The sequence below is a fragment of the Mycolicibacterium houstonense genome (assembly GCF_900078665.2).
GTDB classification, from domain to species: domain Bacteria; phylum Actinomycetota; class Actinomycetes; order Mycobacteriales; family Mycobacteriaceae; genus Mycobacterium; species Mycobacterium houstonense.
This window is the reverse complement of the sequence record NZ_LT546207.1, coordinates 4,447,949-4,467,993: the sequence shown is the minus strand read 5'-3', so window position 1 is coordinate 4,467,993 and position 20,045 is coordinate 4,447,949. Positions and strand designations below refer to the sequence as shown.

Annotated in this window: 18 protein-coding genes, 1 tRNA gene and 1 pseudogene; 15 read left to right on the top strand and 5 right to left on the bottom strand. The window is 66.4% G+C overall.

Annotated elements, in window-relative coordinates:
• The first annotated feature begins 114 nt into the window (after positions 1-114).
• The 11 genes and pseudogenes from BN4332_RS22395 to BN4332_RS22345 all read left to right on the top strand — a co-directional run bounded on the left by BN4332_RS22395 (position 115) and on the right by BN4332_RS22345 (position 11,417).
• Positions 115-1,170, top strand: coding sequence for an MlaD family protein (locus BN4332_RS22395; RefSeq protein WP_066901719.1), 1,056 nt, complete (start codon positions 115-117; stop codon positions 1,168-1,170).
• Complete coding sequence (locus BN4332_RS22390; RefSeq protein ID WP_066901718.1) at positions 1,163-2,227, top strand: MlaD family protein; 1,065 nt, start codon at positions 1,163-1,165, stop codon at positions 2,225-2,227. Before BN4332_RS22395 ends, BN4332_RS22390 begins: the two co-directional genes overlap by 8 nt.
• A complete protein-coding gene (locus tag BN4332_RS22385; RefSeq protein WP_066901717.1) occupies positions 2,224-3,342 on the top strand; it encodes an MCE family protein in 1,119 nt (372 codons plus the stop codon). The genes BN4332_RS22390 and BN4332_RS22385 overlap by 4 nt, the downstream gene beginning before the upstream one ends.
• Positions 3,339-4,403 (top strand): annotated as a pseudogene (locus tag BN4332_RS22380) (MCE family protein); the annotation flags it as partial. The gene BN4332_RS22385 and the pseudogene BN4332_RS22380, both read left to right, overlap by 4 nt.
• Positions 4,348-5,592, top strand: coding sequence for an MlaD family protein (locus BN4332_RS22375; RefSeq protein WP_066901716.1), 1,245 nt, complete (start codon positions 4,348-4,350; stop codon positions 5,590-5,592). The pseudogene BN4332_RS22380 and the gene BN4332_RS22375, both read left to right, overlap by 56 nt.
• A gap of 23 nt (positions 5,593-5,615) precedes the next feature.
• A complete protein-coding gene (locus BN4332_RS22370; protein WP_096866965.1) occupies positions 5,616-6,350 on the top strand; it encodes an Rv1363c family protein in 735 nt (244 codons plus the stop codon).
• Positions 6,351-6,359: 9 nt separating this feature from the next.
• On the top strand, positions 6,360-7,166 hold the full coding sequence (locus BN4332_RS22365; RefSeq protein WP_066901715.1) for an RsiV family protein: 807 nt from the start codon (positions 6,360-6,362) through the stop codon (positions 7,164-7,166).
• A 203-nt stretch (positions 7,167-7,369) separates the two neighbouring features.
• Positions 7,370-8,401 carry an ABC transporter substrate-binding protein gene (locus BN4332_RS22360; protein WP_435405204.1) on the top strand — a complete coding sequence of 344 codons (1,032 nt, stop codon included), beginning with the start codon at positions 7,370-7,372 and terminating at the stop codon, positions 8,399-8,401.
• Entirely contained in the window at positions 8,398-9,216 is an 819-nt protein-coding gene (locus tag BN4332_RS22355; RefSeq protein WP_066901713.1) for an ABC transporter ATP-binding protein, read from the top strand. The genes BN4332_RS22360 and BN4332_RS22355 overlap by 4 nt, the downstream gene beginning before the upstream one ends.
• Positions 9,209-10,066, top strand: a complete 858-nt coding sequence (locus tag BN4332_RS22350) for an ABC transporter permease (RefSeq protein ID WP_066901712.1) — start codon at positions 9,209-9,211, stop codon at positions 10,064-10,066. Before BN4332_RS22355 ends, BN4332_RS22350 begins: the two co-directional genes overlap by 8 nt.
• A gap of 13 nt (positions 10,067-10,079) precedes the next feature.
• Complete coding sequence (locus BN4332_RS22345; protein WP_264076850.1) at positions 10,080-11,417, top strand: LLM class flavin-dependent oxidoreductase; 1,338 nt, start codon at positions 10,080-10,082, stop codon at positions 11,415-11,417.
• A gap of 87 nt (positions 11,418-11,504) precedes the next feature.
• On the opposite strand, the gene BN4332_RS22340 is transcribed toward BN4332_RS22345, so the two are convergent.
• A complete protein-coding gene (locus tag BN4332_RS22340) occupies positions 11,505-11,996 on the bottom strand; it encodes a YajQ family cyclic di-GMP-binding protein (protein WP_066901710.1) in 492 nt (163 codons plus the stop codon).
• 223 nt (positions 11,997-12,219) lie between these two features.
• Between BN4332_RS22340 and BN4332_RS22335 the strand changes: the two genes are divergently transcribed.
• Both BN4332_RS22335 and BN4332_RS22325 read left to right on the top strand, forming a co-directional pair.
• A tRNA-Tyr gene (locus tag BN4332_RS22335) sits at positions 12,220-12,302 on the top strand.
• 501 nt (positions 12,303-12,803) lie between these two features.
• Complete coding sequence (locus BN4332_RS22325; RefSeq protein ID WP_066901706.1) at positions 12,804-14,009, top strand: RtcB family protein; 1,206 nt, start codon at positions 12,804-12,806, stop codon at positions 14,007-14,009.
• 10 nt (positions 14,010-14,019) lie between these two features.
• Here BN4332_RS22325 and BN4332_RS22320 read toward each other — a convergent pair whose 3' ends face one another.
• Positions 14,020-14,253 carry a hypothetical protein gene (locus BN4332_RS22320; RefSeq protein WP_066901704.1) on the bottom strand — a complete coding sequence of 78 codons (234 nt, stop codon included), beginning with the start codon at positions 14,251-14,253 and terminating at the stop codon, positions 14,020-14,022.
• A gap of 125 nt (positions 14,254-14,378) precedes the next feature.
• On the bottom strand, positions 14,379-15,212 hold the full coding sequence (locus tag BN4332_RS35750) for a DUF7159 family protein (RefSeq protein ID WP_494337818.1): 834 nt from the start codon (positions 15,210-15,212) through the stop codon (positions 14,379-14,381).
• A 159-nt stretch (positions 15,213-15,371) separates the two neighbouring features.
• Between BN4332_RS35750 and BN4332_RS22310 the strand changes: the two genes are divergently transcribed.
• Positions 15,372-17,015, top strand: coding sequence for a DUF7937 domain-containing protein (locus BN4332_RS22310; RefSeq protein WP_066901703.1), 1,644 nt, complete (start codon positions 15,372-15,374; stop codon positions 17,013-17,015).
• Here the strand turns inward: BN4332_RS22310 and BN4332_RS22305 are convergent.
• Both BN4332_RS22305 and BN4332_RS22300 read right to left on the bottom strand, forming a co-directional pair.
• Positions 17,012-18,532 (bottom strand): PE-PPE domain-containing protein, encoded by a 1,521-nt coding sequence (locus BN4332_RS22305; RefSeq protein WP_235654169.1) that lies wholly within the window; start codon positions 18,530-18,532, stop codon positions 17,012-17,014. The two genes, BN4332_RS22310 and BN4332_RS22305, sit on opposite strands and share 4 nt — an antisense overlap.
• Before the next feature lie 312 nt (positions 18,533-18,844).
• Entirely contained in the window at positions 18,845-19,558 is a 714-nt protein-coding gene (locus BN4332_RS22300) for a TetR/AcrR family transcriptional regulator (protein ID WP_066901701.1), read from the bottom strand.
• Positions 19,559-19,804: 246 nt separating this feature from the next.
• Here BN4332_RS22300 and BN4332_RS33965 point away from each other — a divergent pair.
• A partial coding sequence (locus BN4332_RS33965; protein ID WP_220096861.1) for a hypothetical protein occupies positions 19,805-20,045 on the top strand: 241 nt, incomplete at its 3' end.

The following is a 20,045-nucleotide window of genomic DNA, read 5'->3' as shown; positions in this document are numbered from 1 at the left end:
CCCTGGTTCGACGCCGCCCCCCGGCGGTGCGCCCGCACCCGCTCCGGCGGCCCCGCTGCTGCCCGCGGAGGCCGCACCGGCTGCGCCTCAACCCGTTTCGGAAGGGAATGGTCAATGAAGTACCGCGGTGCGGCGATCGGCCTGTCCCTGTTCATGGTGGTCGCTCTGGTGCTGACCTGGTTGGTCTACGTCACCCTGCGCCGTGACGTGGCGGGCAAGACGGTGCCGTATGCCGCGATGTTCTCCGACGTGTTCGGCCTGCGTGAGGGTGACGACGTCCGCATGGCCGGGGTGCGGGTCGGACGGGTCGAGAAGATCGAACTGGAGGGCGCGCTGGCGAAGGTGTCGTTCGTGGTGCAGGAGGATCAGCCGATGTACGGCCGCACCTCCGCCTCGGTCACCTACCAGAACATCGTCGGTCAGCGTTATCTCGGCCTGTCATTGGGCAAGATCGGTGATCCGGGCCCACTGCCGGCCGGCAGCGTCATCCCGCTCGAGCAGACCGATCCGTCCTTCGACGTCGGCAAGCTGCTCAACGGATATGAGCCGTTGTTCAGTGTGCTCAACCCGCGCGACGCCGACAATCTCACCAAAGGGGTGATCGCCTCACTGCAGGGTGACGATGCCTCGATCGTCGCCCTCGTCGACCAGACCGCGCAGCTGACCGATTCGTTCGCCGGCCGGGACCAGGAGCTCGGAGAGGTGATCAACAACTTGAACGCGGTGGCCAAGAACCTGGCCCAGCACAACGACAGTCTCGACGAGGTGATCACCCAAACCCGCGGAATGGTGGCCACATTCGATGCCCGCAGGCCCGAGATGGTCGACTCACTGGGGTCGATATCGCGGGTGGTGCAACAGCTGTCGACCATCAGCGACGAGGTGTACCCGTCGCTGAACCAACTGATCACCCGGCAGCCCGGGTTCGCCGCGCACATGGTGGGGATCGAACCGCAGCTGGCGTTCGCCGGGGCGAATCTGCCGTTGCTGCTCAAGGGATTCGCCCGGATGACCAACGAGGGCGCCTACGCCACCACCTATGCGTGCGACCTGAACGCGACGGGCTTCTTCCCCGGCCTCAACGACGTCGCACCGATCATCGTCGACGCCGCCACCCCCGGGAACAAGGCGCAGTACACCCCCAAATGCAGGAACCTGGCCAATGGTTGAGCAACTGACGAAGGCCGAGAAGCCGAAGGCACCGACGAAGCGGCGTCGTCCGCTGGAGAGCTACAACCGGACGTGGCTCGGGATCATCGCGATCGCCGTGGTGAGCGTGCTGATCGGGGCGATGCTGATCGTCAAGCTCGCCGACGTCGGCTACCGGCAGTACACCGCCCGGTTCCAGCAGGCCGCGGCGCTCAAGGCGGGCAACCCGATCACCGTCGCCGGAATGCCCGTGGGCGAGGTCAAGAGCATGAAGCTGGCCGGTGATCACGTCGAGGCCAAACTCAAGGTTCGCGACGACATTCCGCTCGGCAAGGACTCTCGGGCCGTCATCAAGATTACGACGATCCTGGGCTCGCGCTACCTGGCGTTGCAGCCGGCCGGCTCGGGTTCCCTGCCCGACAACACCTTCGACCTCACGCATACCGAGGTGCCCTACGACCTGCAGGAGGCCCTGGGCGACGTCACCACCACCTTCGAGCAGGTCGACTCCGACAAGTTCGCCCAGACCCTCAGCATCCTCGGCAAGCAGATGGAGGGCCTGCCCGAGGTGGTGCCGAGGGCGCTGCAGAACACGCACACGCTGGCGACCATCATCGCCGACCGGCGCGACCAACTCGGGACTCTGCTGGAGACCACCAACACGATCGGCAACACCCTGCGTCGCCAGCAGTCCACCATCGGCAGCCTGGTCGATCAGGGCAACGGCCTGGTCGGTGAATTCGTCATGCGCCGGGCGTCCTTTCAGGCCATGCTGGCGGCGCTGACCAATCTGGTCCAAACCCTCAACGGCATCGTGATCGATGACCGGCCGGAGCTCGAGAAACTGCTGACGGACCTTCGCGATCTGTCGAACATGCTGGGTCAGCACGACGATCTGCTGCGCAGCGTCCTGCAGTCGGGCCCGGTGGCCCTGCGCGGGCTGGCCAACGCCACCGGCAACGGCAACGCCGGCGAGATGCATGTCGGCAACGGGTTGCTGATCGACTCCTGGATGTGTGCGATCAGCGGCCGGGCCAAGCAGTTCAGCATGATCCAGTACTACAAGGACTGCAAATGAGCGCGTTGAAAGGCAAGGTCCTGGCGTTGTGCGTCGCCGGTGCGGTGCTCGTCGCCGCGGTGGCCGGGGCCGGCTGGTGGTTTCTGAAAGACCGGACCAACACCATCTCGGTCACCGCCCAGTTCGACAATGCCGCAGGACTTTACGAGGGAAACACGGTCGCGGTGCTGGGCATGCAGGTCGGCAAGGTCACCAAGATCACCCCCAAGGGCACCTACGTCGAGGTCGAATTCACGGTGGACAAGGACGTATCGGTGCCGGCCGATGTGCAGGCGGTCACCATCTCCAATTCGATCCTCACCGACCGCCAGATCGAACTGACGCCGGCCTACCGCGGCGGACCGACGCTGCAGAACCACGACACGATCGGGCTGAACCGGACCAAGACTCCCGTCGAGTTCGCCCGGGTGCTCGACGTACTGGACAAGCTGTCCTCCTCGCTGAAGGGGGACGGCAAGGGCAACGGGCCCATCGCCGACGTCGTCAATGCCAGCGCGGCCATTGCCGACGGAAACGGTCAGCAGATGAAGGACGCGCTCGGTGAGCTGTCGGACGCGTTGCGGCTCAGCGCCGATCGCGGAGCGGTGACCCGCGATCAGCTCACCACGATCGTGCGAAACCTGAGCTCGTTGTTCGAGGCCGCCACCCGCAATGACGCCACGCTGCGGGAGTTCGGTTCGTCGGTCCGCCAGCTCAGCCAGATCCTGGCCGACGAGAACTTCGGCAGCGGCACCACCGGCCGGAAGATCAACGAGGTGATCACTCAGGTGGGTGAGGTGCTGGATACGCACCGCGAAGAGGTGAAACAGATTGTCCTCAACGGTAATACCGCGCTGACCACGTCGGTCGAACAACGCAGGGACCTGGCCGAGTTCCTGGATCTGGCGCCGATGACGCTGGACAACATCTACAACATCATCGACCAGAAGAACGGCGCGGCGCGGGCGCACGTTCTGGTGGACAAGGTGCTGTTCGATTCGCAGACCGTCAAGGAGGTCTGCAACATGATGGGGCTGCGGCAGCTGGGGTGTAGCACCGGCACGGTGCAGGACTTCGGTCCGGACTTCGGGCTGTCGTACATGCTCGACGGCATGGCGGCGATGGGGCAGCGATGATCAGACCGGTACGCAAATTCTTTCTGCCCGTGGTGATGACGGCTTGCCTGACCGTCTCCGGATGCGCCACCGAGGGGCTGGCGAGCCTGCCGTTGCCTGCGCCCGGGGTCGGGTCGGGCGGCTACCGGCTGACCGCGATCTTCGCCAACGCCTTGAACCTGCCCGCCAACGCCAAGGTGAAACTCGCCGGTGCCGATGTGGGTGAGCTCGAGTCGATGGTGGCCCGCGACTACACCGCGGTGACCACGCTGCGCATCATGGACGGAGTTCGCCTGCCGCTCGGCACCACCGCCGAACTTCGTTCGGCGACACCGCTGGGCGATGTGTTCGTCTCGGTGCGGCCGCCGAGCCCGGTCGAGCCGAACGCGCCGCTGCTCAAGGACGGCGACACCATCGAGCTCGAGTCGACCCGGGCCGCCGCGACCGTTGAATCACTGCTGGGCTCGGCGGCTATCTTGGTCAACGGCGGTGCGGTGCGCAATTTCACCAACATCATCAACGGCCTGGGCAAGGCCACCGGCGATCAGGGTCACGCCTTTGGCGCTCTGATCTCCAAGACCAACCACACGTTGGGCACCCTCAACGCCCGTTCCGACGAACTCTCGACTGCGATGACCGAGACATCGCGGCTGCTGCAGCAGATCGAGGACAAGAACCAGACCGTCGGTGAGCTGATGGAAGCCGCCGGGCCGGCCACCGACACCCTGGCTCAGCACACCACCCAGATCGCCGACCTCATCACCCAGATCGGCGACACGTCAGCGCAACTGCGCAAGTTCCCGTCGATCGCGGGCACCGATACCAGTGGGCGCAGCGTGATCGCCGACGCCAACAAGGTGGCAGGTGCCTGGAACGACGTGGCGCTGGCGCCGGATGCCTCGCTGTATGCACTCAACCGGCTGATGCCGCCACTGGTGAAAGCCACGTCCGGCAGCGGCCTTTCGGTGCGCGCCAGCATCGACCGACTGATTCTCGGGTCGATCCCGGATATCGGGTTCGCCGGCGATCCGGGCCTGCACGGACCCAAGCGGTACAACTGGCATCAACTCGTNTCGCCGCTCCTGGCTTTCGGCGGGCGCTCTGGTGATGACCCTGGTCGTGGCCGGCGCCTACCTGATGATCGGGGCGTTGCGGGTCAAGCCGTTCGATTCGAGTTACCGCATCACCATCGAGTTGCCGGAATCGGCGGGCCTGCTGCCCAATCAGGACGTCACGTTGCGCGGCGTGCAGATCGGGCGGGTGGAACGGCTCGACCTGACCCCCGACGGGGTCAATGCCGTGGTCAACGTGAATTCGGCGGTGTCCATCCCCGAATCCAGTGATGTGCGGGTGTCGGGATTGTCCCCGGCCGGTGAGCAGTACATCGACTTCATGGCGGACACCACCGAGGGGCCCTTCCTGACCGACGGCAGTGTCATCGGTCAGGGCAAGGCGACGGTGCCGGTCAGCCTGGCCCAGTTGCTCGCCGACGCCGACGGGGCGCTGGCCCAGGTCGACGTCGACAAGCTTGAGGTGATCCGCCGCGAGTTGAGCATGTCGGAGGCCGGTCCCCAGAAGCTCGCCGATGTCATCGACGGCGGAACGTTCCTGCTGTCGACGCTGGACTCGGTGCTGCCCGAGACGGTGAGCGTGCTGCGCAACAGCCGGGTGGTGTTCAACCTGGCGGCCGACAAGAACGCCGGTATCGCGGTGGCGTCGGACAATCTCGACTCGACGTTCGACGGGATCAACAAGATGCGCGACGGCTTCCGTCGGCTCACCGAACAGACGCCGGGCTCGCTGAACTCGGTCGACAATCTGTTCGCCGACAACTCCGACACCATGGTGCAGCTGCTCGGAAGCCTCGCCAGCACTTCGCAATTGCTGTATCTGCGGGTGCCGGCGCTGAATGCCCTGTTCCCGAATTACCGCACCTCGGTGCTCGACGCCCTGGGCAGCGTCATGCACGACAACGGGCTGTGGGCCACCGCGGACATCTACCCGCGCTACAGCTGTGACTACGGCACTCCACGTAGGTCACCGGCGGCGGCGGACTACCCGGAGCCCTACATGTACACCTACTGCCGTGACGATCATCCCGGCGTGCTGGTCCGCGGGGCCAAGAACGCGCCGCGCCCGGCAGGCGATGACACGGCAGGCCCGCCTCCCGGCGCCGATCTCGGGCGGACCACCGATCCGACCCCGCGGGGTCGCTACACGATCCCGACGCCGTACGGTGGCCCCACGCTGCCGATCGAGCCGCCCCGCTGACCACCCAACCTCACCAAAAGGAGATGACGGTGACCGTGACGACGGAAAAGAAGACCGACGACGACAAGGCCGAGCTCGAGACCACTGCCGAGGACCAGGCCGATGATGTGATCGAGACGGAGGACGCGAAGGCCGAAGCGGACGCATCCGACGACGCCGAGGAGTCTGACGCCAAAGACGACAAAGACGACAAAGCCGACAAAGACGACAACGGCGACAAAGACGACAAGGCCGAATCCGAGCCCGAGTCCAAGTCCGCGCAGCAGCCCATGTCGTCCGGATGGGGTCGCCGCGTGCTCATCGGTGCCTTGGCCGCGGTGTTCGTAGCCTCCCTGGCGCTGTCGGGGTTCCTCGGCTGGAAGTGGTGGCAGACCGAGCAGGTGGCGCAGGCCGGTAAGCAGGCCCAGGATGCCGCGGTGGCCTACGCCCAGATCTTGACCAGCATCGACTCCAACAAGGTCGACGAGAACTTCAACCAGGTGCTGGCCGGGGCGACCGGCGAGTTCAAGGACATGTATTCGCAGTCCAGCATGCAGTTGCGCCAGTTGCTCATCGACAACAAGGCCTCGGCGCACGGTGTGGTGGTGCAGTCGGCCGTGCAGTCGGCCACCAAGGACAAGGTCGTGGTGTTGTTGTTCGTCGACCAGTCGGTGACCAACTCCACTGTTCCCGACCCGCGGATCGACCGCAGCCGCATCAAGATGACGATGGAGAAGGTCGATGGGCAGTGGCGGACAAGCAAAGTGGAACTCGCCTGAGGTATTGACATGCTGCGCAAGCTGATCGGTGCGGCGGCCGTGGTGGCCGGCTCGCTGGTGGCCGTCACGACCGCGCCGCCCGCCGCGGCGTCGGCGGCGTCATTCTGCGACGAACTGGCCGGGCAGTGGGACGGGCAATTCTGCAACGCGTCGGTGGTGTCGGACCGCAAAGCGGTTCGCAACATCAAGATGGCGCTGCCCGGCGATCTGGTGGACAACCCCGTCATCCGGCAGTACCTGACCAACCTGATGAACAACTGGCGCAACGCCGCGCAGAAGATGGTCCAAGACAGCTTCGGCGAGCAACAGTTCGAGATCTTTCAGCACGGCGGCGCGATGACGGCCGTCTTCCACGAAATGTACTCGGGCACGGTCGGTACCGACGCCCTCGCACATCCGAACGCGCCCATCGTCAGCGACGCCTATCGCACCTTCACATTCGCCGACGGGCGACAGTTGCAGCTGGCCGATCTGTTCAAGCCGGGCGTCGACCACCGGGCCGAGATCCCGCGCCTGGGTGAGCCCTACATCGTCGCCGCACTCGATGCCGCGCCGCCGCCACACCAGCCCGGCACCTATCCGTTCACCCCGGACCGCTGGACTCCGGACAACGTCTACTCGGGCGGCTACAAGGCCTGGGCACTGACGCCGGACGAGTTGATCCTGTACATGCCGGATTACCCGGTCGGCCGCGACAGCCCGATCAACTTCAGCCCGGGCCTGATGCAGTGGTCGATGGACGGCGGCACGGTGCAGGCGCACATCCCGCTCTCGGCGCTCGCCCCGGTGTTGCAGCCGCAGTTCGGCGGCGCCTGATCGCTGACCGCCCAGCGTGAAGAAGATCGCGAGATTTCCCGACAATCTCGCGATCGTCTTCACGCTCGGCCGATGTAGAGCTTTCGATTCTTCGCGAGGCTAAAGGGTTACCCGCCCCCGGTTTGTTGCCACCATGAGCCACACCAATCCGTGCGACTCCATGGGGGACAACGGCCATGCGCCCAATCAGTTCGGTTCTCGCGATGCTCTGCGCGCTCGTGATGACGCTGACCGCGTGTGGCTCCTCGGGTGAGGCGGCGCGCACCGAAGACGGCAAGACGGTGCTGCGATACCAGGGCTGGACCGGCGAGGTCGAATTCCCCGAACTGGCCGAGGAACTCGGCTATTTCAACAACGTCAAGCTGGAGTGGGTCGGCAACACAACGAGCGGCCCGCAGGACATCCAGTCGGTGGCCACCGGCGACATCGAATTCGGTTCGGCGTTCAACGGCGCGGTGGTGAAGCTCAATGCCGCGGGTGCGCCGATCACCTCGGTGCTCAGCTCCTACGGCGCGGACGAGGACGAGTACACCGGGTACTACGTGCTGGAGGACAGTCCGATCCGCTCGGCGCGCGACCTGATCGGCAAGAAGGTCGGGATGAACACGCTCGGTGCCCACCACGAGTTCCTCACCCGGGAATGGCTGGCCAAACAGGGGCTCAGCAACGAGGAGATCAAGACCGTCACCCTCACGGTGGTACCGCCGGTCAACACCGAGCAGGCCCTGCGAGACGGCCAGATCGACGTCGCCGCACTCAACGAGATCTACCGGGAGTCGGCGCTGGAACGCGGTGGCATCCGGCCGCTGTTCACCGATAAGTCGCTGTTCGGTGCGTTCAGCTATGGCACCTATGTGGTTCGCGACGATTTTCTGGCCAAAAACCGGGATGCGGTCGCCGATTTCGTTCAAGGCACCGCCCGGGCCATTCGCTGGACGCAGGTGACCCCACGCGACGAGGTGGTGGCGAAGTTCCGCGAGATCATCGACAAGCGGCACCGCAACGAGGACACCAAGGCCATCGAATACTGGCGCAGCCCAGGGGTTCCGGTGGCCGGGGCGGTGATCGCCGAGCGTGAACTGCAGACCTGGATCGACTGGCTGGTCCGCAACGGCGAGCTCAAGGAGGGCCAGTTGAAGGCCGCGGACCTCTACACCAACGAGCTCAATCCCTATGCCAACGGGACCTACCCCGAAGGCAGCGGGCCCGACGGTAAGGCATTGGCACACCGGTGAGTACCCAAACCGAGAGCGCGCAACCCAAGCTGCGCCTGCGCAGCGTGACCAAGCAGTTCGCGATCCGAGGGGAGAAGACCGGCTTCACCGCGATCAAGGACATCAGCATCGACCTGGCGGCCGGGGAGTTCCTGGTGCTGGTCGGGCCCAGCGGTTGCGGCAAGTCGACCCTGCTGGACCTGTTGGGCGGGCTGACCCAGCCGACCTCAGGGGAGATCCTGCTCGACGGCGAGCCGATCACCGGGCCGGGCCTGGACCGCGGAATCGTGTTCCAGCAGTACGCTTTGCTGCCCTGGCGCACCGCCCGCAAGAACATCGAATTCGGCCTGGAGGCAAAAGGATTACCCGCGACCGAACGCCGGCGACGGGCCGAGCAGTATCTCGAGCTGGTCGGGCTGGCGGGTTTCGCCGATCGCTACCCACACGAGCTCTCGGGTGGGATGAAGCAGCGCGTCGCAATCGCCCGCAGCCTGGCCTTCGATCCCGAGGTGCTGCTGATGGACGAGCCGTTCGCCGCGCTCGACGCCCAGACCCGCGAATCGCTGCAGGACGAACTGCTGAGGATCTGGCAGGCCACCGGCAAGACCATCCTGTTCATCACGCACGGCATCGACGAGGCGCTGTATCTCGGGCAGCGGGTGGCGGTGCTGACCTCGCGGCCGGGCCGGATCAAGAAGATCGTCGACGTCGACATCGATCGCGGCACCGATGACATCCGGTCCAGCGCGGGCTTCCGGGCGCAACGCCACCACATATGGACGCTGCTGCACGACGAGGTGGAACGCGCCCGATCCGAGGAGGCGCAACATGCCTAGTGCCATCGCCGTGGCCCCCGTCGAGTCCCCGGTCGACACGCCGTGCGATGCGTCGCAGGCCGCCCCGGAGCCCAAGCGTCGTCACCGCCTGCGGGCCATCGCGTGGCGCCTCCTGCGGCCCACCGTGGTGATCGGCGCGTTCCTGGCGCTGTGGGAGGTGGCGCCCCGGATCGGCCTGGTGGACAAGGTCTTTCTCCCGCCGTTCTCCGAAGTGGTCAGTGCCTGGTTCACCCTCGCCGGTAACGGACAACTGGCCGAGCACGTTTCGGCCAGTCTGTCGAGGGCGCTGGCCGGTCTGGCCGTGGCGATCGCGGTCAGCATCCCGCTGGGCGTGGCAATCGCGTGGTACCGGCCGGTGGCCGAGTTCCTCAACCCGATCCTGGAACTGTTCCGCAACACCGCGGCACTCGCGCTGCTGCCGGTGTTCATCCTGATCCTGGGGATCGGCGAAACCTCCAAGGTGGCGCTGGTGATCTACGCGGCGTCGTTCCCGATCCTGCTCAACACCATCTCCGGAGTGCGCACGGTCGACCCGTTGCTGATCAAATCGGCGCGCTCACTCGGGCTTTCGCCGATCCGGCTGTTCCAGAAGGTGATCCTGCCCGCCGCGGTGCCGACCATCTTCACCGGTCTGCGCATGGCGGCAGCTTCTTCGATCCTCGTGCTCATCGCCGCAGAGATGGTCGGCGCGAAGGCCGGGTTGGGGTATCTGATCACCGCCGCCCAGCTCAACTTCCAGATTCCTGACATGTACGCGGGCATCGTCACCATCGCGCTGGTGGGCGTGATCTTCAACGGCATCCTGGTGGCGATCGAAGGGCGATTGTCGGGCTGGCGTAACACCACGTAGAAGAGGGAGACCATTGCCACGCCAACTGCATCTCAACGCATTCCTCATGGGGGTCGGCCACCACGAAGCCGCGTGGCGTCATCCTCGTACCGACGTGCGAAACCTCACCGACGTCAGGCATTTTCAGCGTCTGGCGCAGGTGGCCGAGTGCGGCAAACTCGACTCGGTGTTCTTCGCCGACGGACTGGCGGTGGGGCCGCGGGTCAAACACAACACGCAGGCGATCTTCGAGCCGATCACCTTGCTGACCGCGATGGCGACGGTCACCGAACGTGTCGGCCTGATCGCCACCGCCACCACCGGTTACCTCGAGCCCTACACGCTGGCCCGTAGCTTCGCCTCGCTGGACCACATCAGCGGCGGCAGGGCCGGGTGGAACATCGTGACCTCGGCGGGTGAGGACGAGGCGGCCAACTTCGGCGTCGACGGTATCCCCGACCACGCCGGACGCTATCGGCGCGCCACCGAATTCGTCGAGGTCGCAACGGCTTTGTGGGACAGCTGGGAGGACGGCGCACTGGTCCTGGACGAGGCCACGGGCACCTTCGCCGATACCGAGCGGGTGCACCGGATCGACCACCACGGCGAACACTTCAAGGTTCGTGGCCCACTGAACACACCGCGTTCGGTGCAAGGCCGTCCGCTGCTGGTGCAGGCCGGGTCCTCGGAATCCGGTAAGGATTTCGCCGGGCGCTACGCCGAGGCCATCTTCACCGCGCAGCGCTCGGTCGCCGACGGCAAGGCGTTCTACCGTGACGTGAAGTCCCGTGCGGTGAAGTTCGGCCGCAGCGCCGACGAGGTGAAGATCCTGCCCGGCATCGTGCCGTTCATCGGGCCCACCGAAGAGGCTGCCCTCGAGCTCGAACAGCAATTCACCGACCTGATCTCGCCCGAGTACTCCCTGCGTCAGCTCTCGCAGATGCTGGGCGTGGATCTGACCGCGCATGCGCTCGACGCGCCGCTGCCGGCACTGCCGCCCATCGAACAGATCCAGGGCAACAAAAGCCGCTACCAGTTGGTCAAAGACCTCGCTGCCGGCGAGTCGCTGACCGTGCGCCAGCTGATCGCCAAGCTCGGCGGCGGGCGCGGACACCGCACCTTCGCCGGCACCGCCGAACAGGTGGCCGACGATCTGGAGCTGTGGTTCACCGAGGGCGCAGCCGACGGCTTCAACGTCATGCCGCCGTATCTGCCTGGCGGCCTGGAGGATTTCGTCGAGCAGGTGGTGCCGATCCTGCAGCGGCGCGGGTTGTTCCGCACCGACTACACCGCGACGACGCTACGAGGTCACTACGGGCTGGCGCACCGGCCCAGCCGCTACACCGCGACCGCGGCCGAAACCAGCGCCTGAGCGGTCGACTAGCACCCAATCGACTCTGCGCTGAGGGCGCGAAACCGCGAGAGGCCGGCGCCCTCAGCGCAGACTCAACGCGGCCGCTCAGCGGTAGTTGACGAACTGCAGCGCCACGTCCAGGTCGGACCCCTTCAGCAGGGAGATGACGGCCTGCAGATCGTCACGCTTCTTCGAGCTCACCCGGATCTCGTCGCCCTGGATCTGGGCCTTGACACCCTTGGGCCCTTCGTCGCGGATGATCTTGGTGATCTTCTTCGCCTGCTCGCTGCTGATGCCCTGCTTGATCTCGCCGGACACCTTGTAGGTCTTGCCGCTGGGCTGCGGGTCGCCGGTTTCGAAGGCCTTCATCGAGATGTCGCGGCGGACGAGTTTCTCCTTGAACACGTCGACCGCGGCCTTGACCCGCTCCTCGGTGGAGCTGACCAGTTCGATGGACTCCTCGCCCTTCCAGGCGATGGTGGTGTCGGTCCCGCGGAAGTCGAAGCGGGTGGACAGTTCCTTGGCGGCCTGGTTGAGCGCGTTGTCGACCTCCTGACGGTCGACCTTGCTGACGACGTCGAAGCTGGAATCCGCCATTGGACGCCTCTCCTCTTCCCTCGGTGAATGCTGCCGGTTTGTAGCTTAGGTACATCCTCGTCGCACCTTGCTGACCGCACCACACGCGGGTAACTCGGCAAGTGAGCTACGCCACCGTGATGACGACGTCGAAGCCGGATTGTCCTGCCGGTTTGTAACTTGGGTATGTCCTCGTTGTACCCTGCTATTCGCACCAAACCGGAAACGGGGCGGCGCGAAACCCGGCAGATTGCCCGAGCGGCCAATGGGAGCGGACTGTAAATCCGTCGGCTTACGCCTACGCAGGTTCGAATCCTGCATCTGCCACCCAGGTCAGGCCCCCTTTCGAGGGGGCCTGTTTGGTTTGTGCGGGCCGAATGGGTTGGCGGCCTATCGGTGCTCGTCTGTCCCCTGGCAGCGGCTCGCCGGGTTCCCTACCGTCCGCTGACCGGCGGCGTCGGCTGACCACCAGCTGAACCGATGGACTTCAAGGCGGTGATCGGGTTCGGCGTGCTCCTCGACCCACCGCAGCGCGTCACGCTTGCGCCAGAATCCTGCGATAGGCATCACGCCACCGTCAGGGCGGTGCATGAACACATACCAACCAAGCTTCATCGGACCCCCGTGCCGACGATGTCTATCCGATCGGAATCTAGTTTGGCGCGTAAGTACCGTTTTGCGCCAGTCCGGTGCAAGCGCTGCGTCACGCAACACCCCGTGACCTCCGCCGTAGGCCCAACCGTTCCGCTCTCAAGCACGGACCCGATCCCGCTCGTGTACCGACCGGGATCGGGGTAATGACTCGACAGGTTCGGGAGAATCGATGGCATGACCGAGCACCGCGTCGAGAACAAGCTGGTGAGCTTCGCCAGCCAGATCGACGACAACACCATCGAGCAGGCGAAGCAGACTGCCTCGATGCCGTTCGTGCATCCGCATGTCGCGCTGATGCCCGATGCCCACAGCGGCAAGGGGTCCGCTGTCGGAACCGTGATCCCCACGATCGACGCGGTGATCCCGGCCGCGGTGGGCGTGGACATCGGCTGCGGCATGATCGCCGCGCGCACCGAATTCACCGCCGCCGACCTCGAAGGCCGTGACCTGGCAGCGCTGCGCACGGCGATCGAGACGACGATTCCGCTGTCGCCGGGAAACTACAACGACACGCTGGCCCGGTTCCCGTTCACGGCGGGCCGTATCACCGATCTGGAGCATCTGGCGGAGCAGGGGGAGATCGACCTCTCGCACTCGCCCAAGTGGCGCCAGCAGCTCGGTTCCCTCGGTGGCGGCAACCACTTCATCGAGCTGTGCCTGGATCAGGACGACCGGGTGTGGCTGTTCCTGCACTCGGGTTCTCGCGGGGTGGGGAACAAGATCGCCCAGAAGCACATCAAGATCGCGCAGAAGCTGATGAAGCGGTGGTGGATCGATCTGCCCAACCCGGATCTCGCCTACCTGCCGCAGGGCACGCCGGAGTTCGCCGATTATCTGCGGGACCTGAACTGGGCGCAGCGGTTCGCATTCGAGAATCGCGCCGAGATGATGGACCGCTACATGTGGGTATTCGCCGCATGGATGGGTTATGCCCACCTGGATCAGCCACAGACCGCCGGTGACTTCGAGGTCGAGCGGATCAACACCCATCACAACTACACGCGCAAGGAACGTCACGGTGGTCGTGAGGTGTGGCTGACCCGCAAGGGGGCGATCGACGCGCACACGGGCGTGATGGGACTGATCCCGGGCAGCATGGGAACGCGTTCGTATGTGGTGCGCGGCAAGGGGAATGCCGCCGGCCTGTGCTCAGCTCCGCACGGGGCGGGCCGCCGATTCTCCCGCAACGAGGCCCGCCGCAGGTTCACTGCCGACGATCTGGCGCAGCGGATGCGGGGCATCGAGTACCGCCACGGTGAGGAGTGGATCGACGAGATCCCCGACGCCTACAAGGACATCGACGTGGTGATGGCCGATGCGGCCGGTCTGATAGAGATCGAGCACGAACTCCGTCAGGTGCTCAACGTGAAGGGCACTTAGGGCCCGACGCTCAGGACTTGCGTCCGGCGATCAGATAGACCGCAGGCAGCACACCCGAGGTCCCCAGCACGCCGAGAGCGCTGCCCCACAACCACTTCGGTCCGTTGATCTGGTTCGGCTGGCGCCCGGAAAGATCCCGCAACGCCCAGGCGCGCAACCCGGCGTCGACCGCGGCCACCGCGATCACGGCCGTCTTGGCCTTGGGGGAGAGGTCTTTCCAGCGTTTCTTGGCCACTACAGCCATCCTTTCGGTGCGGCGGAGGTTACGGACTCAGGGGCGTCGTCGTCATGGGTGACTCGTCGTAGCCGCCGGAGCCACTGTCGCTGCCGGAGCTGCCGGAGCCACCGTACGAGCCGCTGCCGGAAGACTCACCGTCGCCTGACGAGTAACCCCCACCCGACGGGGCCTGGGTCACCGGCTGTTCGGCCGGCGGGGTGTAGGCCGGTGTGGTGTACGTCGGCACCGTCTGAGTGGGCAACTCGACCGCGGGCTGGGTTNTCGAGCACTGCGGGTGCCATCTGGGTCGACGCGCCGGCCGGTGCCAGGTTGTCGACCAGTTGGGCGGCGCCGCGGGCGATTGCGTAGCCCGCGTCCTGCGGCACCTCGACCGGCGCCGTCGAACGAAGTTCTGCGGCAACGGAATCAAGATCGAGTCGCTGGCCGACCAGGACCACCCGGGTCGGGGCCTCGTCGGCGGGCACGTGCTGCAGCACCGCCGCACATGCGGCGGCAACCCCGGCGGTGCCGATCGGCATCGTGGCCAATGTGGAGGTAGAAGAGCCCGCATCCTCGCCGACGGTTGTCAGCGAGACCGTGTCATCGTCGGCCAGCAATAGCGCGGCGTCCGCGCCGACGCTGTGGGCCAGCGCGGCTGCGGCCTCGGATTCGGTGACCACCTCGACGTTCGGTACCCCGGCGTTGAGCACGGTCTGGCGCAGCGTGTCGGCGGCCGAGGAGTCGGGCAGGCACAGGCGGGTCGCGGCGACGTTGTTACCCGACTCGGCCACCGCGCGGTGCGTGCCGATGATGGTCTCGGCCAGCTCAGCCATCTCGGCCACCAGGTCGTCGGGCAGATCGAGGGCGTACTGGTCCAGAACCTGGCCGCCGCTCGCGGGCGATCCGATCATGGCCAAGCGCGCCACACGCCCGGTGACCGCCACCCCGAGGACTACGTCCACGGTTCCACTCCTTGCTTCTTGCATGTTGTCCGAGCCCCGACGAACGATTCCAAGCTACCGGACAACCTCGGTGGACCTGGGTGGCCGAATGACCGCGGCTGCCAGCGCTGCTTGTGCGCCGGAGCAAAAGTGAGCACGCTGGTTGAGTCCCGTGCGGTGTCACTCATAAGGAGGAATCGGTACGTGAGCGACGAGCGTTACGACGCGACCGCCACCGTCCAGGTGGCGACGACGGCCGCGCCGGCAGTGGCGCGGTCCCCGCGGGTCGGTTACGTGCCCGCCCGGGCCAACCGGGTGCGCGATGGCCTTGCCGTGGCGCTACTCGTCGTCGCGTTGCTGCTGCCGTGGAACCTCGAGTTCGGTGTCGGGGTGCCCGGCAGTGCGGGGTCGACGTTCATGGTGCTGGCCATCGTGACGCTGCTGTCGGTCGCCGCTGCCCTGGCACCGCATGTCGGGCCGTTCCGGCTGGGCACACCCCAATCCGATGTCCGGCGCACCGGCCGGATCCGGTTCGCCCTGACCGCCGCCTATCTCGTGGTGGTTGTCGGCTTCGTCGGGTATCACCTGGCGCAGACGGTCAGTGGTGGTGGAACCGGGGCCGTTCCGCCGGGTGTCGGCCCGGGGATGCTGCTCGGCGTGGCAGGCGCTGTGCTGGCCGGTCAGCCGCCCATCACGTCGATCACGATCGAGGACAACAGGTTTCGTCGCTGGTACACCGCGGCGCGGGTGATCGGATTCCTCTCGATCGCACTGGCCACGCTGTCGGTCGCGTTCAACCTCTACTGGCGGCTGCGGTACCTGTTCGTCACCCAGGTCGAGTTCGGCGGCCACGACATCGCGGTGATCGTCACCACGCTGCTCTACGGTGCGGAGGCGATGATCGCGCTCGTCATCGCCTCGCGTTGGCTGACCGAGCGGACCGGTGCGGCGCGGCTGGCCACGACTGCCATCGGTGTTTCGGGCGCGGTCGCCGCGATGCTGGTGTGGCTGGCGGGTATCGGTCGCGACATCGACGCCTTTCACGGCATCGCCCAGAACACCTCGACCGCCGCGGTGGGGTACGAGGGCTACCTGGCCTGGGCGGTGGCCGCCGCGATCGTCGCGCCGACGACGCTGTACGCGGTCTTCCTGATCAAACCGCCGACCATCGGCGCTTACCGCGGCGCCGCGCAGAAGTGCCTGACGCTGATCGCCTTCTGGGCCTTCGCGGCGGCGACGCTGCGGGTGGTGGACTACCTGATCGCGCTGTCGCTGGACCTTCCCCGCGCCCTGTACGACACCGTGGCGATGACGGTGTTCAACCTGGTCACCGCGCTGGTGGCGCGGTGGCTGCACCGCCAGTTGGACAAGGGGCTGACGTCGACGACGGTGGCCGCCGCGTTCAGTGCGGTGTTGTTCGTGTTCACCGTTGCCAACGTGGCGATCGGTGTGGCCCTGGCACCCCGCTACGCCGGGGCAGCGCCCGATGCGGTCTACGGCAACAACCTGGCCCAGCAGATCACCAGTACGTTCGATGTGACGGTGTGCGTGCTGAGTTTCCTGGTGCTGGCCGTCATGGTGTTCACCGGTCCGTTCGCCGGATACCTGACGCGCCGCGAGAGCCGTGCGGCCAAGCCGGCGAAGGATTCTGCGCCCGAACCCAGCACCGAGGCCCTCGCTCCGCCGACCATCGTTCGTCAGCCCCGCGCCGCATCGGTGCCGAGAATCGTTCGTTTGAAAGAAGATTCGACGACGGTGCTGGCTGCGCCGCCGACCACCGATCTCCAGGTTCCGACGCAGGCGCTGCGGATCCAGCGTCGCCCGCAGCGCCCACCGTCGAACGGTTAACCCGCCTGCGCGCTCTCGTGTTTCGCCGGCCGCTCGTGCTCGGAGGCCGCAGACTTCGCGGCCTGCCTCCGGGTATGAGCGGAGGCCCGGTCGGGCCGGTCATGGTCCGGCTCGGCGTCTCTCACCGCCCCTGGACGTGACTCCGGGGCAGGCGAGCCTGCGGCGGTGCGGGCACCGGAGGCATCCCGGACCACCCGCAACCGCGGCGCCGGATCGGTGCGCAACGAGTCCGACCGCGTCCGCGCCTTACGTACCGGTGTGGTCTTCGGCTCGGTGCCGGTCTGCGCGTCGTCATCGTCCGGAGCGGCGGTGCCCGTGGTCGTGTCCTCGCCGCCAACCTTGACGGCAGCCTCGTCGGCATCCTTCGCGTCCGCCCTGATGTCCGCCGGGGCCGGGCTGTCGGCCGGGGTGACTGCCGGGTTGACGGTCGGGCGCGGCGCCGTCGCACCGCCGATGGCCTGCAGCACCTTGGCCAGGGGCCTGGTGGCGTCCGACAGCGCGCCCGCCACGTCCTCCACGGCCTGGCGCACTCCTTGCTCGAACGGCGAGGTGCCCACCGGATCGATCGGATGCTCGGTGACCGGGGTGGTCGGCTGGGTACCCGAGACGATGGGCTTGGGCACGGTCGGGTTATACGGTTCGCCGCGCAGGATGGCCGCTGATTGCTCGAAGGCCGCGGGCAGTGCGGCGAGGCCGTCGCGGATCTTGTCCGGCGGGGTGACCCAGCCGAATTCCTTGACCTGGCTGGGGTCGGCGGTGCGGTCGTATCCCATCTCGACGAACACCCGCAGCACCGGATCCATGAAGTCGACGAAGCGTTCGGCGCCGATCAGGGCAGCGGGGATGCGCAGCGGTGCCAGTAGCGGCAGGTGCTGGGGCAGCAGCACGTAGGTGGTGTTGCCGACCTGCGTGGTCACCGCGTTGGGACCGTCGGGGTGTTCCAGCACGTACCCGGGGAAGACGTGCTCGAACGCGATCCCGGCCAGCGCGTTCGCGATGGCGAGCGCGTTGAAATATGCCGGGAAATCGACGAAGCCGTCGTACTGGTTCTGGTAGTACGTCGTCTTGAACGGGCTGTCGGAGGGGCCGGGACGACCGAGCGGGAAGAGGTCGCCCAGCACCGGCACCTCGCTCCACGAGGTGAACCGGGTGAGGATGCCACCGTTGGGCTGGTACGGGTCACCGATGAAGACGAACTCGTAATTGTCGGCGTTGGCAACATAATTCGGATCCTGGGCCATCTTCGCGCGCACGATCTCGGCGACCTCGGTGCCCTGCGACATGCCGATGATGGTCACCTTCTCGCCGGCCGGTGTGGCGGCGATGTCCCGCTCGAGGTAGCCCGCCCCGATCTGCTCGGATCGCTTGAGCGACTGCGGCCAGTACGGAATGTCGGACAGCCCGGGCAGATCGGAGATGATCGGGATGCTCACGTTGATCTGTGCGGGGTAGGGGACCGTGTGGAACGAGTCGCCTTCCGGCACGGTGCTTCCGTAGAAGAACAGCGGGACGCTCAAACCGAATCCGTCGAATGANACGACGCCGCCGGCCAGCAGCATCGACCCCCAGCGGCGTGAACCGCGCTGGCGGCGCGCACGGCGCGACCGTTCCCCCCGACCCCGACCCCTCATGCTGTGCCTTCTTCCCCATCGTGGTGAGCGGCCGTCCAGCTGGCACGACCGGCGCATGGAGCCTGCGACCAGCGCGCCCGTCGCAAATGTGACGGGCGCCACTTCGCATGCTGCCGGAAAGCTACCAGCGGTCGGCGATATGTGACAAGGCCCACTTTTCGCAACAAGAGTTCTTGTTGCGAACCACGGTTGCCAGATTCAGCGCGCGGACGCCGCGATGCCGGCGCGCACCACCGCGACAAAGCTCGTCAGATTGCTGACGAGGGTGTCGATGGTCGGCGGCGAGTCGGTGTCGGTTTCCCGCTGGTGCAGCCAGTCGGCCACGCTTTCGAACAGCCCGCCCACCGTCGACACCGCCAAGGCGTGATAGTCGACCGCGCCGGTATCGGGCAGGCACGGAAATTCGCGCTTCCGCCACAGATCTTCCAGAAACGCCGCCGTCCAGCGCCGGTTCTCGCGGCGCAGCCGTTCGACCCGCGGCGATATGCCGGCGCATTCTCCGAAGGCCACCACGGCCACCCGGGGATCATCGACCAGGGCGTGGGCAAACGCCGACAGCAGGCGGTGGACGGTTTCGTCGGCATCGTCGGGCGCATCGGCCAGGGCCTCGACCGCCTGCTGTTCGATCCGGCCGGCGATCTGGGCGAGCAGGGCCAGGTAGCAGTCTTCTTTGCTGTCGAACACCTCGTAGAACGCCTTGTTGCCGACGTATGCCGTCTGGCAGATCTGCTCGATCGAGGTGTTGGCGTATCCGTCCCGCGCAATCAGGTCGAAGGCGGCCGTCAACAATTGCTCGCGACGGTGGGCGCGACGCTGTTCGGCATCGAGCCCGCGGATCGTGCGCTGTCCGCGGGGCTTTGCGGCCGGCTCCGACGGTGTGCGTGCGCCGGCCGCCGACGGCGGTGTACCCATGGCCCGGAGTGTAGTGCGGTCGGTGCCGTGCTGGTCGGGCGGTTGGCCTGCTCGGCCGGGTTTGTGGTCGCGGGGCAATGGTGCGAAGCGGCCTGCCCGGTTGGGTGCACGACCGGACTCGCGGGCTATCGGTGGGCTGGCCATTGCAGCTACCGAGCCGAAATTGGCTGTGGCTGTCTCGGGTCGACGATGACTGATCGAAAGTTGGTCCGCTCCAGGCCAACTGGGGCTGTTCGGCCTCGCAGGGTGGCGGCGCTGCGCGACGATCGCTTTGCCAGAGTTATTGGCGCGAAGGATAATTCGTCGCTCACGGGCGCGATAAGCCGGGAGGCGGCCGGGGTGTCCGCACCGATTCCTGTGAATTCTCTTTGGTTCTTGAGGGAACTCTATGCCTCCGCTTCTCATCGCGCGAGTGGTGCGGAGTCATGTCAGCATGAATTGGTGGGGAAATTCGGAAGTGCCGGTTTGGTTGCCGTCATGGCGGGGG

What these genes read in the sequence shown, in the direction of transcription:
- BN4332_RS22370 (WP_096866965.1), top strand. Translation starts at nt 5,616, where the DNA reads ATGACGGTGACCGTGACGACGGAAAAGAAGACCGACGACGACAAGGCC.
- BN4332_RS22300 (WP_066901701.1), bottom strand. Translation starts at nt 19,558, where the DNA reads ATGGGTACACCGCCGTCGGCGGCCGGCGCACGCACACCGTCGGAGCCG.
- BN4332_RS22360 (WP_435405204.1), top strand. Translation starts at nt 7,370, where the DNA reads ATGCTCTGCGCGCTCGTGATGACGCTGACCGCGTGTGGCTCCTCGGGT.
- BN4332_RS22340 (WP_066901710.1), bottom strand. Translation starts at nt 11,996, where the DNA reads ATGGCGGATTCCAGCTTCGACGTCGTCAGCAAGGTCGACCGTCAGGAG.
- BN4332_RS22320 (WP_066901704.1), bottom strand. Translation starts at nt 14,253, where the DNA reads ATGGCTGTAGTGGCCAAGAAACGCTGGAAAGACCTCTCCCCCAAGGCC.
- BN4332_RS22325 (WP_066901706.1), top strand. Translation starts at nt 12,804, where the DNA reads ATGACCGAGCACCGCGTCGAGAACAAGCTGGTGAGCTTCGCCAGCCAG.
- BN4332_RS22365 (WP_066901715.1), top strand. Translation starts at nt 6,360, where the DNA reads ATGCTGCGCAAGCTGATCGGTGCGGCGGCCGTGGTGGCCGGCTCGCTG.
- BN4332_RS22395 (WP_066901719.1), top strand. Translation starts at nt 115, where the DNA reads ATGAAGTACCGCGGTGCGGCGATCGGCCTGTCCCTGTTCATGGTGGTC.
- BN4332_RS22390 (WP_066901718.1), top strand. Translation starts at nt 1,163, where the DNA reads ATGGTTGAGCAACTGACGAAGGCCGAGAAGCCGAAGGCACCGACGAAG.
- BN4332_RS22385 (WP_066901717.1), top strand. Translation starts at nt 2,224, where the DNA reads ATGAGCGCGTTGAAAGGCAAGGTCCTGGCGTTGTGCGTCGCCGGTGCG.
- BN4332_RS22350 (WP_066901712.1), top strand. Translation starts at nt 9,209, where the DNA reads ATGCCTAGTGCCATCGCCGTGGCCCCCGTCGAGTCCCCGGTCGACACG.